Origin of the sequence: Paenarthrobacter sp. NPDC091711 (assembly GCF_044756605.1) — a bacterium.
Lineage (GTDB): Bacteria > Actinomycetota > Actinomycetes > Actinomycetales > Micrococcaceae > Arthrobacter.
Window position 1 is genome coordinate 114,914 of the sequence record NZ_JBIVTF010000011.1, and the last position, 14,904, is coordinate 129,817.

11 protein-coding genes, 1 tRNA gene and 1 other RNA gene are annotated in these 14,904 nt (G+C 63.8%); 4 read left to right on the plus strand and 9 right to left on the minus strand.

What is annotated here, in order from left to right; genetic code table 11:
* Window positions 1-96 precede the first annotated feature (96 nt).
* Complete coding sequence (locus ACIQH5_RS16390) at window positions 97-690, plus strand: TetR/AcrR family transcriptional regulator (RefSeq protein WP_400405278.1); 594 nt, start codon at window positions 97-99, stop codon at window positions 688-690.
* 75 nt (window positions 691-765) lie between these two features.
* On the opposite strand, the gene ACIQH5_RS16395 is transcribed toward ACIQH5_RS16390, so the two are convergent.
* Window positions 766-2,112, minus strand: a complete 1,347-nt coding sequence (locus ACIQH5_RS16395) for an aspartate kinase (RefSeq protein WP_062069961.1) — start codon at window positions 2,110-2,112, stop codon at window positions 766-768.
* A gap of 144 nt (window positions 2,113-2,256) precedes the next feature.
* Window positions 2,257-2,784 carry a DUF427 domain-containing protein gene (locus ACIQH5_RS16400; protein ID WP_400405281.1) on the minus strand — a complete coding sequence of 176 codons (528 nt, stop codon included), beginning with the start codon at window positions 2,782-2,784 and terminating at the stop codon, window positions 2,257-2,259.
* A 126-nt stretch (window positions 2,785-2,910) separates the two neighbouring features.
* Between ACIQH5_RS16400 and ACIQH5_RS16405 the strand changes: the two genes are divergently transcribed.
* Entirely contained in the window at window positions 2,911-4,002 is a 1,092-nt protein-coding gene (locus tag ACIQH5_RS16405; RefSeq protein WP_400405283.1) for a hypothetical protein, read from the plus strand.
* On the opposite strand, the gene ACIQH5_RS16410 is transcribed toward ACIQH5_RS16405, so the two are convergent.
* The 6 genes from ACIQH5_RS16410 to ACIQH5_RS16435 form a co-directional block, all read right to left on the minus strand.
* Entirely contained in the window at window positions 3,983-4,588 is a 606-nt protein-coding gene (locus ACIQH5_RS16410) for a dihydrofolate reductase family protein (RefSeq protein ID WP_400405286.1), read from the minus strand. The two genes, ACIQH5_RS16405 and ACIQH5_RS16410, sit on opposite strands and share 20 nt — an antisense overlap.
* Window positions 4,589-4,624: 36 nt before the next feature.
* Window positions 4,625-5,224: a recombination mediator RecR gene (recR, locus tag ACIQH5_RS16415; protein ID WP_017198356.1), complete on the minus strand. Its 600-nt coding sequence runs from the start codon at window positions 5,222-5,224 to the stop codon at window positions 4,625-4,627.
* Between the two features lie 34 nt (window positions 5,225-5,258).
* Entirely contained in the window at window positions 5,259-8,354 is a 3,096-nt protein-coding gene (locus tag ACIQH5_RS16420; protein ID WP_400405289.1) for a DNA polymerase III subunit gamma and tau, read from the minus strand.
* A gap of 34 nt (window positions 8,355-8,388) precedes the next feature.
* Window positions 8,389-8,485: signal recognition particle sRNA small type (ffs, locus tag ACIQH5_RS16425), an RNA gene on the minus strand.
* Window positions 8,486-8,612: 127 nt separating this feature from the next.
* A complete protein-coding gene (locus tag ACIQH5_RS16430; protein ID WP_400405290.1) occupies window positions 8,613-9,317 on the minus strand; it encodes an Abi family protein in 705 nt (234 codons plus the stop codon).
* 184 nt (window positions 9,318-9,501) lie between these two features.
* On the minus strand, window positions 9,502-9,825 hold the full coding sequence (locus tag ACIQH5_RS16435) for a hypothetical protein (protein WP_400405293.1): 324 nt from the start codon (window positions 9,823-9,825) through the stop codon (window positions 9,502-9,504).
* Window positions 9,826-10,128: 303 nt separating this feature from the next.
* Between ACIQH5_RS16435 and ACIQH5_RS16440 the strand changes: the two genes are divergently transcribed.
* A tRNA-Ser gene (locus ACIQH5_RS16440) sits at window positions 10,129-10,213 on the plus strand.
* 139 nt (window positions 10,214-10,352) lie between these two features.
* Here ACIQH5_RS16440 and ACIQH5_RS16445 read toward each other — a convergent pair.
* A complete protein-coding gene (locus tag ACIQH5_RS16445) occupies window positions 10,353-11,279 on the minus strand; it encodes a LysR substrate-binding domain-containing protein (RefSeq protein WP_400405296.1) in 927 nt (308 codons plus the stop codon).
* A gap of 123 nt (window positions 11,280-11,402) precedes the next feature.
* On the opposite strand from ACIQH5_RS16445, the gene ACIQH5_RS16450 reads away from it, so the two are divergent.
* Window positions 11,403-14,864: a bifunctional proline dehydrogenase/L-glutamate gamma-semialdehyde dehydrogenase gene (locus ACIQH5_RS16450; protein WP_400405299.1), complete on the plus strand. Its 3,462-nt coding sequence runs from the start codon at window positions 11,403-11,405 to the stop codon at window positions 14,862-14,864.
* Window positions 14,865-14,904: the final 40 nt, after the last annotated feature.

A 14,904-nucleotide genomic window follows, 5' to 3' on the forward strand; every position in this document is an offset into this window, starting at 1 on the left:
GAAGAAAGACTCTAGCGACAAAAATCTAGTGTGACTAGGTTTTCAGGAAAAAAGTCGAGTGATCCTCGATTTTGAACGGTGAAATAGACTGAACGGATGTCTACGACGAGGGCCCGGGGCCAGTACGCCAAGGGGGCAGAACGCCGCGAACAGATCATCCAGACGGCAACCGACGTCTTCGCCACCGAAGGGTTTGAGGGAACCGCGCTCAAGCGCGTTGCCGAGTTGGTGGGCGTCAAGGAAGCCACCTTGTTCCACTACTTCAAGGGCAAGCAGGAACTGTTGACTGCGGTCCTGGCGGAACGGGATCGTCGCTCGCTGGCCGTCGGTGGCGAATCAGAGGTTGGATTGAGCCTCATGCCGGTCATCGCTGAGCGGAACCGCAACGAACCAGGGCTGACTACGCTGTACGCGGTGGCATCCGCCACGGCTAACGATCCCGGGCACGCCTCCCACGCCTACTTCAAGGACCGCTACGAGACCGTGGTGCGGGACATCGCCGTCGACATTGAGCGGCGACAGAAGGCCGGCGAGGTACGCACCGACGTCGACGCCGTGATGCTGGCCAGGCTGACAGTAGCCGCCTTTGACGGCCTGCAGCTGCAGTGGCTGTATGACAAGAACGTGGACATGGCTGACGGGCTGACGCAGTTGGTGGATGTCCTACTGGCGCCCCGCTCACCCAACTAAGTAGCAGATCAGGCCGTTCTGAGAGCTCAGAACGGCCTGATCTGCTACTTACATGGGGCGTTGCCCGTGGTGACCCTAGCGGCCGGTGCCGCCGTAAACGGTGGCTTCAGCGTCGCCGTCGAGCTCGAACGCATTGTGGATGGCGCGCACGGCATCATCCAAGGCGTCAGCGCTGGTGACCACGGAAATGCGGATTTCCGAGGTGGAGATCATGTCAATGTTGATTCCGGCGTCCGAAAGGGCCTTGAAGAACGTGGCCGAGACGCCGGGGTGTGAGCGCATGCCTGCGCCAATGAGGGAGAGCTTGCCAACATGCTCGTTGTATTCGATGCTCTCGAAACCGATCTGGCCCTCGGCAGCGCGCAGGGCGGCAAGGGCGTCGGCACCTTCCACGATGGGAAGGGTGAACGAAATGTCCGTGCGGCCGGTGCCGTGCGTGGACACATTCTGGACAATCATGTCGATGTTCGAGTGCGCATCGGCAATCACCTGGAAGATTGCAGCTGCCTTGCCGGGAATGTCCGGCACACCAACCACGGTGACCTTGGCTTCGGACCGGTCGTGTGCAACGCCGGAAATGATTGGCTGCTCCAAGGCAACTCCCTCTTGAATAGTGAACTTTTCGTCGGCTCCGGGGATGACCCACGTGCCTTCGTTCTGGCTGAATGACGAGCGGACATGCAGCGGCACACCGAAACGGCGGGCATACTCCACGCACCGCAGGTGCAGGATCTTGGCACCGGAAGCGGCCAGTTCCAGCATTTCCTCGCTGGAAATACGGTCGATCTTCTGGGCGCTGCTGACGACGCGGGGGTCGGCCGTGTAGATGCCGTCCACGTCCGTGTAAATTTCGCAGACGTCGGCTTCCAGAGCCGCTGCCAAGGCAACAGCTGTGGTGTCCGAACCGCCGCGGCCCAACGTGGTGATCTCATTGGTGATGCGGCTCATGCCTTGGAAGCCTGCCACGATCGCAATATGGCCCTTGTCCAAGGCGGTGCGGATGCGGTGGGGATCGACGTCGATAATTCGCGCCTTGCCGTGGATGCCGTCGGTAATCATGCCGGCCTGGGAGCCCGTGAAGGACTGCGCGGAGGCACCGAACTTGTTGATGGCCATGGCGAGCAAGGCCATGGAAATTCGCTCACCGGCGGACAACAGCATGTCCATTTCACGGGCGGGAGCCGAGTCGGTGACCTGGCTTGCGAGGTCCAGGAGTTCGTCGGTGGTGTCGCCCATCGCGGAAACAACAACCACAACCTCGTTGCCGGCCTTCTGCGCATCCACGACGCGCTGAGCGACCCGCTTGATGCCATCAGCATCTGCGACCGAGGAACCGCCGAACTTTTGAACGATCAGCTGCTTGGTAATGGCAGCCTCGTTGGAGAGCTCTTCGATCTTCACTTCGGTAGTGGGCATAGTCATGCGCGCACCCTCACTGCATCAATAGGGTTCGAACGCGGCATGCCAAATCCAAATTTGAGCACACCCGCGTAGCTTATTTGCCCAGTTTATCGCCGCGCGCAGGGCTGGTAGGAATTGTGACCACATAGCGGCCACCTGCTGGCACTACCATCCGGCAGTGCCCGGACCACCCTTGAACGGGCCCACAATCTGGCGGGTGATCCAGCCGCCGTAAAAGCCGCCTTCCTGGAACGTCACCTGCTCGCCGTCGATCTCGCAGGAATCCATGCGTTCCGGGTACAGGGCCACCCGGCTGCTGAGGGCCTCGAACCCCCGGGTGGGTTGCGGGTACGTCCACCCGCCACGCTCAACAACCGTCCCGCCGGCCTTGATGGTGAAATAACTTGCCTCGCCCTTGAACTCGCAAAAAGTGGCGCCACCAACAGGGACAAGGACACCCTCAGGGAAGGCATCCAACGGCACGTAGTAGACGGGTGGATGGCTCGTCTCCAGAACACGCACAGCATTGGTGGTGTCCACGATCACCTGACCGCCAAGCCGCACCACAACCCGTTCAGATCGTGGCTCTACCCTTGGCGGGCGCGGGTAGTCCCACACTGACTCCTGACCCGGGGCGGGCTTGATGGGACGGGGACGCTGGAAGACGCCGGAAAAACCGCGGTTGGAGACCATGTTCCATGGTGGCACGCTTGGCTGGGATCTCCCCGTGAAAGCCGGTGCCTCGAAACCTTGCAGCCTCGGCGTATCGGTGGCGGCATGCCGGGCGTACCATCCAACTCATGAGGAGTGCGAGTGGTGATGGCCGGCGTTCCTGACCATACGGGCGGTTCGGGTCCTGGATGGAACGAGCCCGAATACGAAGTCATCGGCGGCGGGATGATCGATGACCAGCCATCCAAGGTGAGCGACGGGAAATCAGGCACGGGGCCGCCGCACGCCCCTGGAAATCTCGCCGTGACTGCCGGCGAGGCGTGGCGGAACACCCGGAAGTCCTTCACGTCGTGGTGGTTCTGGATTGCCTGCGCACTGGGGATTGCTCTCGCCTGGGGAATAGCCGCAGCGTTGGTGGCCTGGGCAGAATCCAACGGTTGGTTCGACGCCGACGTCGCAAATGCTGTCCATTTACTGATGGCGGCATTCCTGGCACTCTCAGCGGCCGTGCTGGGGGCAGCGTGGGGCTTCCGGCATTCGAACGGAAGCACCCCTTCACTGCTGCTTGCAGGAGCCATGCGCGGGGTGGGATTGGCCGTGCCGGCTTGCACTGTTTTGCTGGTGGTGGGCCTCAGCGTCGGCGGGCCGACCGCGCTGGCCGGTGCCGCCGTCGTGGTCATTGTCCTTGAAGTAGCCCTCTTCGGGCTGATCGGTGCTGGTTCGCGGAAATGCTTCGCCAAGGCCACGCCGGGTGCTGCTGTGGCAGTGGTGCTGATGGCTTTCCTTTGCCTGGTAAATGTGGCGGTCACAGTCCTGTTGCTGCCCTCCACCACGGGCATGGGCCAGGCTTCCGTGCCGGTGAACGTGGAGCGGGACGACTCCGGAAGAATCACTGCCTACGAATGCGTTGGCGATCTTCGACCGGTTGAGGTGGCGCACACGGACCGGATAGCCTGGCTGGCCACCACCAACCCTGCCCTGCTCTTGGGTAGCGTGGCCGGGGAACTGGCGCCCACGGACAACCCGATTGGATGGATGTTGTCCGGACTGCAATGGGCCGCCGACGGTCCGTCACGCGAGGTCCCGTGCCTTGGCGGGGAATCCAGTGCCGGCCTCGCTCCGTCCATGCCTGTGGCACTGTCGGGATTGCTGCTGCAAGGAGTGGTGGCCGCCCTGGTGATGGCAACGGGACGCTGGCTGGCCGCGCGGAGGCTGCGTACTAGTTCCGGTTCTCGTTGACCGGCTGCCGAGCGTACTCAGAGATCACGACGCCCGAGCCGAACGCCGTCGTCGAGACCTCCTCGAAGGTGCCGGGCTGGTAGGCGCCGGGCGCAAACAGCGGAATGCCGTTGCCAAAGAGCAGCGGGCTGCGTTTGAGTACGAGCCGGTCGATTTCACCCACGAGCTGGGTTGCGAGTTGCCCGCCGCCACAGAGCCAAATCGACTTCCCGGGCCGGGACTTTAGCCGGCGCACCACATCTACTGGGTCTTCATCGGTAACGGTCAAATTCGGGTGCTCGCCGGGGATGTCCGCCTCGGTGCGCGTCCGGGAGAACACTACTTGTTCGAGGTGCCGGTACGGGCTGGTCATGCCCGCCGGCAGGCCAACGGCGTAGGTGTTCCAGCCCATCACCACAGTGTCAAAGGTGGTCCCGGTGCGTTCAATTCCCATGGCATCGGCAACCGCTGTGGGTATGGCTTCCGGGAAGCGCTGGATTTGGGCGGCCATATGGTCACCCTCCACCGGAAACGCATCGAACTCGCCCCCTGGACCGGCAATGTAGCCATCCAGGGTCACAGCAACGTAATACACAAGTTCCCGCACAGGACCCCCATCACGGTTGACGTTGTGATTGCGAGACTACAACAGCGCGTTGCGCCGGCCTTCAAAGGCCCGGCCGAGCGTGACTTCGTCGGCGTATTCCAGGTCTCCACCCACGGGCAGGCCAGAGGCAAGACGTGTCACGGTGATCCCGATCGACTTGAGCATGCGGGCAAGATAAGTGGCCGTCGCTTCGCCCTCAAGGTTGGGGTCCGTGGCAATGATGATTTCCTGGATTGCGCCGTCATTGAGCCGGGTGAGGAGCTCACGGATGCGCAACTGCTCCGGGCCGATGCCCGCGATCGGATTAATGGCACCGCCCAGTACGTGATACCGGCCGCGGAAGGACCGCGTGCGCTCCACAGCCAAGACGTCCTTGGACTCCTCAACGACGCAGATAACCGACGGGTCACGGCGCTGGTCTCGGCAAATGTTGCACGTTTCCTGCTCGGTCACGTTGAAGCACACACTGCAGAACTTCACGCGTTCCTTCACCGTGGTGATGGCCGTGACCAGGCGCTTCATATCCTCAGGATCGGCCTCGAGAATGTGGAAGGCCAGGCGCTGCGCTGATTTGGGGCCCACACCGGGAAGCCGGCCGAGCTCATCAATCAGCTCTTGAACTGCACCTTCGTACACAATGTCCTCGTTAGTTTGAAATCAATGCTGGAAATCAGCGGGGTTGCAGGGGAGAACCATCCAAGGCGCGCTCTTCAATCAGCTTCCCGCCCAGAATACGCTCCACGGCAGCCCGCCCAAAGACCCGGGATTCTTCGATGGTTTCATCCTCCGGGCTGGGAATGTCCTCCGTCACGGTGGCGGGCGCTGCCTGGGTTCGCGCAGGTGCCTGAACACGCCCCGCCTGGGCTTCGGGACTGTTGGTCAGCCTCTGGTACAGGCTTTGGCGTCCGTTCGGACTGCCCGACGGCGCGCCCTCCTCAAGCGTCGCCACTGAACCGTGCGCTTCCTCGGGCTGCGTCGCCAAGGAGGGCCAGGGGGCAGGTGCGTTGCTGGTTGCCGGTGCAGGCATGGACTCCGCTGCGGGCCAGCTCGACGCCGGTGCGACGTCCCAGCTGGAGCTTGGGTTCTGCTCCGCATTGGTGGGGTGGCCGTAGGCGCCGGTGGGTGCCTCCGGAACCTGGGCAGCGGCCGGCTCGTAGTCCGGGGTGTCCGTTGCCGGGGCGGCTTCCTCGGCAGCCGGGGCAGGGTTCCTGCCCACGTTGGACTCCGCGCCCACTACCCACGTACCCGGCGCTTGCTCCACAGCACGGGACCACGGATCCTCGGCAGAGTTGCCGCTCTTGGTACGTGGCGGTGTGGCCGTGGTGGGTGTGCTTTGGGGCGGTGTTGACGCCCGGCTTGCAGACTGGGCCTGGGGTGCCGGTGGTTGGGCGGCCGGTGGTTCCCAGTCCGAGGGAGGCTCTTCATCCAGAGGAGGCGCATCCTCGTCGAGCGGCGGACCCCAATCGTCGTCAGGGTACGAGTAGTCGCCGGAGGGCTCGGAAGCCGGGGGAGCGCTTGGCGCCGGGGCAGCCGGGGAAGCCGGGGGTGCTGCTGTCGGGGCTACTGCTGCGGCAGCGGGGGCGGGTGCTGGTGGTGCGGATGCTTCTGCTGGTGCGGAAGCTTCCACTGACACTGATGCTGCCCCCGCGGTAGCTGGCGATGCTACTGGCGCGGAAGCGGGTGCGAGACCCCAAGCGGAGTCGACAGCTGATACAGGAGAAGGCGCCGAGGCTGTTTGGGCAGGGGCTGATGCGACACTTGCTGCAGCAGCCGGAGATTCCCGGCTAGTAGGTGCTTTTGGGTTTGGCTCAGAGCTCGCTGAGCTGTTGCCGCCAGCGATCGCGACGATCTGGCAGTCGATACCGATGGTCTTGTGAATCGCCTGGCGAAGGTTCTCGGAATGATCCGCACGTCCAAACGCGCCGGCGAGGCCGCCCGTGGTGAATGCCAAAGTCAGCACCTGGCCGTCGAACTGGGCCACTTGGGCATTCGGTTCCACCAACGCCCACGTGCTGCGCTTGATCTTAGTCAAGGTCTGGAGGACATCCGGCCACGCACGGCGCAGGGCCTCCACGTCACCGCTGCCACCGGAGACTGGAACGTGAGCTGCAGGCTGCGGGGCCGCGTCAGCCGATGGCACAGCAGGCTGCGCTTGAGACGTAGGCGTCGGTGCTTGAACGGGCTGGGGCTGCTGCGGTGCGGCAGCCTGGGTAGCGGCAACCTGCGGCGCGGCGGCCTGGGGCGCCTTGCCGGCAGCTGGGCGGTCTTCAACGGGCCAGTCGTTGGTGGACACCCGTGGCGCTGTGATGGCTTCCCGCGCACCGGCGTCAGCGGACGGTTGAGCGGCCGACGGGGGCGTGGACGGCTCAGCGGGGGACTGCTCAGCAGAGGACTGCTCGGGCGTGGACTGCTCCGGCGCTGCTGGCACTGCAACGGGTGCTTGCTGCGAAACCGGGCGCGCCGTCGGGGCTGGAGTCTCCGCTGGAGCCGGTGCTGGTGCCGGTGCCCGTGCTGGATCTGGAACCGGAGGCGTGGTGGGTGTACTAGCCGCAGCGGCAGGCGCGCCAGCAGCGACAGCCGGTGCGCCGCCGTCGCCCGTGTAATTCAGGCGACGTTCCACGCGGTCGATGCGGGCAGCGATGCCTCGCTCGGTCTGCTCAGCGCTGGGCAGGAGGATGCGGGCACACAGCAGCTCAAGGTGAAGGCGCGGCGACGTGGCGCCAGTCATCTCCGTGAGGGCGGTGTTGGTGACATCCGCTGCCCGGGACAGCTCGGCTGCGCCCAGATTGGTGGCCTGGTTCCGCATGCGGGCAATCTGGTCTGCTGGCATGCCGCGGAGGATGGCATGGGCGCTCTCCGGCATCGCCTGGACGATGATGAGGTCGCGGAAGCGTTCCAAGAGGTCTTCGACGAAACGACGAGGATCATGTCCGGTCTGGATGACGCGGTCCACTGCGCGGAACACGGTGGCAGCGTCGGCAGCGGCCACAGCGTCCACGATGTCGTCCAGCAAGGAAGCGTGCGTGTAGCCAAGCAGCGCGACAGCAAGCTCGTAATCCAAGCCGTTGGGGCCGGCGCCGGCCATGAGCTGGTCAAGGACAGACAGGGTGTCCCTCACGGAACCGCCACCCGCGCGGATGACGAGTGAGAGCACGCCAGGAGCTACCGGAACGTTCTCCTGCTGGCAAAGGAGCTCGAGGTACTGCATCAGCGGCTCGGGCGGCACCAACCGGAAGGGGTAGTGGTGCGTGCGGGAGCGGATGGTTCCGATGACCTTGTCCGGCTCCGTGGTGGCGAAGATGAACTTGATGTGTTCCGGCGGCTCTTCGACGATTTTCAGAAGCGCGTTGAAGCCAGCCGACGTGACCATGTGGGCCTCGTCAATGATGAAGATTTTGTAGCGGTCCCGGACCGGGGCAAAGGTTGCGCGTTCACGGAGATCGCGGGCGTCGTCAACGCCACCGTGGCTGGCGGCGTCGATTTCGATGACGTCCAGCGAGCCGGAGCCACCGCGCGCCAGTTCAATGCAACTGGGGCACTTGCCGCAGGGGGTGTCGGTGGGACCTTCCGCGCAATTCAGGCAGCGAGCCAAGATGCGCGCCGAGGTGGTCTTGCCACAACCGCGGGGGCCGGAGAAGAGGTAGGCGTGGTTCACGCGGTTCTTGCGGAGCGCCGTCATCAGCGGCTCCGTGACGTGTTCCTGCCCGATAACGTCCGCGAAAGAGTCCGGGCGGTACCTTCGATACAGGGCAGTTGTAACAGTCACAAGTGAAACCTACCTATAGGGACTGACAGTTAAAGTAAGTGACCCCTCATGCACCCGCCAGAGCCCATCTACCCTTGCTACCTTCCGGTCCTGGGGGAGTTCAACAGGATGACGCCACATGAGGGGCCGTCGACAAGCTTACCCGAACTTGGGTTGGGGTTCGAATCGGCTCAAAGGGCTGTGGATAAGGCTCGACGGCGGGTGGTTGGTCGCGTGTTCTGCTTGGACTCGTCACGCGGGGCGGCTTCTCTTGAACGCCTATGGCCGGTTGGCCAGGATGGCTGATACTTCGCTTGTGCCTTGGCAGTGTGCTGCGGCTTCTGGTGAGAGCATCTGTGTCGCGCTGACGATTCGCCGGCGTTCAATCTCCGAGCCCTTAAGGATGTTTTCGTGATGAGCAATACGGTTCCGAAACTCTCTGATAGCGGTCAGAGTTTGGCTCAGCTTGCTGCGATCCGTACCGGGAGGGAACGCCTTGTGAAGGTAGGGGACCCACAGAGTCTTTTCGTGACCGTCGGCAAACAGGAAGGTCCAGAATCCAAACATGAGTTCAGCAACGGTCTTGCCTGGAAGTGGCGTCGGAGACGGGAAAGCGACGCTCGGCGCCGCCGTCACGGCCTCTCTGGCGCGTTCAACCTTGTCTCTGGGGTTCTTATTGACATCGATGCGCCTGCCTTTGGCTTTGTCAAACCGTGATGCGACCGGAAATAGCCGCGTCAAAGTGGCTTGGTCCGTCCAATGGGAGTCAGAGCCGACGATGGCGACCTGCAGGTGGCGATCACATGCGTTTCTTAGCCCGACCTCCAAGTGGCTGATATCCCTGAGGAAGGCCGCACTTAGGCGTGCATTCCACTCATAAAGCTCCAGCGCCCGCGTGCGTGATCCGCCTGCAGCCTTGAGGTACGTCGCAAAGCGGCCCGCGCTGAGCCAGTCCTCAATCCACGTGTCACTTGTGGTTGTCAATGAGGTTTCCTAACCGGTAGAGTGATGCACGCAAGCCCTTGTTGACCGCTGTTACATGTTACTTGTGGCCACGAATTGGAAGCTTCGGTTATTCCACGTAAGTGGACCCGGAGTTTTTCTTTTAACCTCAATGAAAAGCGGAAGCTTCTTGGCCGTCTGTGGCAAGCCCGCGTCCTGATCCGGGTTACCGCCACCCATTCACCTGCCACGTCATGAAAGCCGGCTCCTCGTAAGGGTGCGCGACCCGCAGAGCCTGCACAACGCCGTCGAGCCTGTCCTCCTCGACCACGCACTCAACGCGTATTTCGGACACTTGCTCCTCAATCCCCACCTCACCAACAAGGGGTCGCGCTCCGGGCAGCGGCGTGAAGCGACCGGTGCCCGGTGAAGTAAAGGCGCAGTGGGAGTAGTCGCCTATCCTCCCGGCGCCAGCATCGCCCATGGCAACGAGGACCTCTTCGATGTGCGTCTCAGGAACGTAAACCACCAGGGCGTGCAGCTGTGTCATGCGCACATCCTGTCAATAAACTTCGGCTACAAACAGGTCTCAACCATTGCAAATCACCCCACCTCAGCGGACCATGGGTATGTACACCGATTGGGGCAATCTCAAGATTGTGAGCTGCGGGGCCTGGGAGCGAGGGGCCGGACCCGGCAGCTCAACGATGTACCGCAAGAATGGGCGCGTTGGGGGCGTCCATTTTTCCGTTAAGCACGATTCTTCGAGGCCGCCTGGGAGGGGCAAATTAGCCCGATTACACGATGCCGAAATTCTCAGGTACAGTAGTATCTGCTTTCGAATCGGAAGCAAGGAGAATTCGCCTAGCGGCCTATGGCGCACGCCTGGAACGCGTGTTGGGTTAACGCCCTCGGGGGTTCAAATCCCCCATTCTCCGCCGGGAAGGCTCCTGGATCCTATGGGTCCAGGAGCCTTTTTCTTTGCCCTCAACAGGGACCGGGCGTTGCGGTCACCGGCATCAGGCGCGGACGGTGCCATGCGCACCATTTGTTTCATGACTCTGCTCGGCTGGTGGGTTAGTTGGCAGCAGGCAGCAACCCACCCTGACCATGGGCGGCCGCCACCCGTTCCAACACTTCCCGGCAGGCCAGGATGGCTGGGTGGATCCGGCCAGCGGTCCTGGTGGCAGTAAACACGGTCCGCTCCGGAAGGCCGGGAAGGTCCAGGAGTTGGACCGTGCGGCTCCGCCCGGTCCATACGAGGTCCGGCATGAGGGCCACGGCGTTCCCGGATTCAATGAGCCGGATCTGGGCCTGAAGATCGGCAGTTTCGTAACGTACATCTGGTTCGAAGCCTGCCGAGCGGCATGCCTGCTCGGCCCAGTGCCGGGAAGCGGCGCCCCGGGGTTCCATGACCCACGGCATTGAGGCGGTGTCCGCGAGGGAAGACACGGCTTCGCCCCCGAGTCCCACTGGGGGAGTGGCCAGGCGGATGGCGTCGCTGGTGAGGATGACGCGGTCCAGGCCGCTGTAGTGCGGAGCCGCGTGGCCGGGGTACTGCTCGGCCACCACAAGGTCGAAGTCCCGGGCCCACGTTTCGTAGAGGGCGGTCTCGGGTTCACGCTGGGTCATTTCCACCCGCACCTCGGGGTACTCCTGCCGCATGATGCTGAGGAAGTCGGGCAACAGGGCCAACGCTGCGGATTGGAAGACGGCGAGCCGCACCGTTCCGGTCACAGTCGACAGCGATGCCGCGAGCTCAGTTTCCGCACGCTCCAAGGTCTCCAGCAGTGCTGCGGTGTGGGCCACCAGAATTTCCGCCTGCGGGGTCAGCTGAACCCGTCGCCCGGCTTTGCGCAGCAGTTCCACCCCCGCTTCCTTCTCCAGCAAGGTGAGCTGCTGGGACACCGATGAGGGGCTGTACTGCATCGCGTCGGCCACCTCGGCGAGGGTTCCACGGATCTTCAATTCGTGCAGCAAACGCAGCCTGCGGACGTCCAGCAAGGCGGCCTCCAAAGATTCGGAATGAGTAATGAATATTCGTCAAAAAAGATCGCTTTTCCTAACGTGATTGTAGATCCATACTGATGGAAACAAACAAATTTCTCCGTCCCATAAGGAGCTCCCATGACCAGCACACTCCCGGATGCCACCGCCCCGCGCACCCAGGACTCCGGGCAGTTCGAAGCTTTGGCCCAGGAGGCCATCGCCTTGGTCCGCCATTGGCTCACTGAAGCCAGCAAAATCCCTGTGGATGTATCCGCTCAGCGCCTCGCCGGCGTCCTGAAGGACCCGAACGGCCTGGACTTCACTGTTGGATTCGTCGACGGCGTCATCCGCCCCGAGGATCTGTCGGTCGCCGGCCGCAAGCTCGCAGAGCTCGCTCCCAAGGTGCCCAAGTTCCTCCCGTGGTACATGCGCAGCGCTGTCCGCGTGGGCGGCGTCATGGCTCCGATCGTCCCGCAGGTTGTCATCCCGATCGCCCGCCGCGTACTCCGCGAGATGGTGGGCCACCTGATCGTGGACGCTACGGACGCCAAGCTCGGCCCGGCCATCGCCAAGATCCGCCAAGACGGCGTGCACCTCAACGTGAACCTCCTCGGCGAAGCCGTTCTGGGCGAGCACGAAGCCCAGCGCCGCCTCGATGGAACTCTGAAGCTCCTCGCCCGCGAAGATGTGGACTACGTTTCCATCAAGGAATCCTCCACTGTTGCACCGCACTCCCCGTGGGCCTTCGACGAAGCCGTCGATCACGTGGTGGAGAAGCTCACGCCGCTGTACCGCCTCGCAGCGTCCTTCCCCAAGCCCAAGTTCATCAACTTGGACATGGAGGAATACAAGGACCTCAGCATGACCATCGCTGTGTTCAAGCGCATCCTGGACATGCCCGAGTTCAAGAACCTCGAAGCGGGCATCGTCCTTCAGGCCTACCTTCCGGACGCACTCGGCGCCATGCAGGAACTGCAGGAGTGGGCGTCTGCCCGCCGCGCCCAGGGTGGCGCTCCCATCAAGGTCCGCGTGGTCAAGGGCGCCAACCTTCCCATGGAGCAGGTTGAAGCATCCCTGCACGACTGGCCGCTGGCTACATGGGGCACCAAGCAGGACTCCGATACCAGCTACAAGAACGTCATCAACTACGCCCTCACCCCCGAGCACATCGATGCTGTTCGCATCGGCGTCGCGGGCCACAACCTGTTCGACGTCGCCTTCGCCTGGCTGCTCGCCAAGGAACGTGGCGTCACGAAGGGCATTGAGTTCGAAATGCTCCTGGGCATGGCAACGGGCCAGGCCACCGCGGTCCGCAAGGACGTTGGCAGCCTCCTGCTCTACACACCCGTGGTCCACCCGGGCGAGTTCGACGTCGCCATCGCTTACCTGATCCGCCGCCTCGAAGAGGGCGCCAGCCAGGAAAACTTCATGTCCGCCGTCTTCGAACTCAGCGAAAATGAAGCTTTGTTCAAGCGCGAGCAGCAGCGCTTCCTGGACTCCTTGGCCGGCATGACATCCGAGGTTCCGGGCCCCAACCGCAAGCAGGACCGCCGTCTCCCCGCCGAGCCCGCTCCGCTGGAAGGCTTCAGCAACACCCCGGACACGGACCCGGCTCTCCCGGCCAACCGCGCATGGGGCCGCGACATCCTCAAGCGCATCCCCGGGTCCACCGCTGGCAACAAGATCGTGGAGTCCACCAAGGTCTCCGACGCCGCGCAGCTGGACCAGATCATCGCTACCGCCGTTGACCACGGCAAGGCCTGGGGCGCCCGCCCCGCAGCCGAGCGCGCAGCCATCCTGCACCGCGCCGGCGAGGTCCTCGAAGCCCGCCGCGCCGAGCTACTCGAGGTCATGGCTTCCGAGACCGGCAAGACCATCGACCAGGGCGACCCCGAGGTCAGCGAAGCAATTGACTTCGCTCACTACTACGCCGAGCGCGCCAAGGACCTGGAAACGGTCGACGGCGCCACGTTCGTCCCAGCCAACCTCACCGTGGTGACCCCTCCGTGGAACTTCCCGGTGGCGATCCCCGCAGGCTCGACGCTCGCAGCGCTCGCCTCGGGTTCCGCCGTCGTGATCAAGCCCGCAAAGCAGGCCCGTCGCTCCGGTTCCGTGATGGTGGACGCGCTGTGGGAGGCCGGTGTGCCCCGCGAAGTGCTGGCACTTGTGCAGCTTGAAGAGCGTGAACTGGGCACCCAGCTGGTCTCGCACCCGAGCGTTGATCGGGTCATCCTCACCGGTGGCTACGAAACCGCTGAGCTGTTCCGTTCCTTCCGTCAGGACCTGCCGCTGCTCGCGGAGACGTCCGGCAAGAACGCCATCATCGTCACCCCGAGTGCTGACCTGGACCTCGCCGCCAAGGACGTGGTGTATTCGGCATTCGGGCACGCAGGCCAGAAGTGCTCGGCTGCCTCACTGGTGATCCTGGTGGGTTCGGTGGCCAAGAGCGCCCGTTTCCACAACCAGCTGATCGACGCCGCGCAGTCGCTGACCGTCGGCTACCCGGAGAACGCCACCACGCAGATGGGGCCGATCATCGAAGCGGCCAACGGCAAGCTCCTCAACGCCCTCACCACCCTGGGCGAAGGCGAAAGCTGGGCGGTTAAGCCCGAGCGCCTCGACGAGACCGGCCGCTTGTGGTCCCCGGGCATCCGCTCCGGCGTCAAGCGTGGCTCCTACTTCCACCTCACCGAGTTCTTCGGCCCGGTGCTGGGTGTCATGACCGCCGAAACCCTTGAAGAAGCCATCGCCATCCAGAACGAGATCGAGTACGGCCTCACCGCCGGGCTGCACTCCCTGGACTCCGCTGAAATGGGCGTCTGGCTGGACAGCATCCAGGCCGGAAACCTGTACGTCAACCGCGGCATTACCGGTGCGATCGTCCAGCGCCAGCCGTTCGGCGGCTGGAAGAAGTCGGCCGTTGGCGCCGGCACCAAGGCCGGTGGACCGAACTACCTGGTGGGCCTGGGCAGCTGGCTTCCCGCCGAGGCCAAGGCCAAGCGCGGCACCATGCTTCAGGGTCCGGCTGCGCAGCTCCTCGCGGCGGCCAAGTCCGCTGACGTGACGGCTGAGGAGCTTCAGACGCTCCAGCAGTCACTCTTCAGCGACGCAGCAGCATGGGAATCCGAGTTCGGCACCGCGAAGGATGTTTCGGCTCTGTCCGCTGAGCGTAACGTCTTCCGCTACCGCTCCCTCCCGGTCACCATCCGTCTCTCCGAAGGCGAGCGACTCGCTGAGCTGCTCCGCGTCGTAGCAGCCGGTGCAGTGGCGGGCTCCAAGCTCACCGTAAGCTCCGCCGTCGTGCTTCCCGACGCCGTGGTGAGCGTGTTCGCGAACCTGGGCGTCAGCGTCCGGATCGAGGACGACGCCGCGTGGCTGGCCCGCGCAGCGAAGTTCGACGCCGGCCGGATCCGCCTGATCGGTGGCGACTTCGCCGCGCTGAGCGCAGCGATGGGTGGCCGCCCGGACGTCGCGGTCTACCACGGTGCTGTGACCCAGGCCGGCCGGATCGAGATGCTGCCGTTCCTCCGCGAGCAGGCCGTGTCCATCACCGCACACCGCTTCGGCACCCCGAACAACCTGTCGGACCACCTGATCTAGCACTTCCCGCCGAGCGGTGAGCTCTCGGCGGAATGCACGT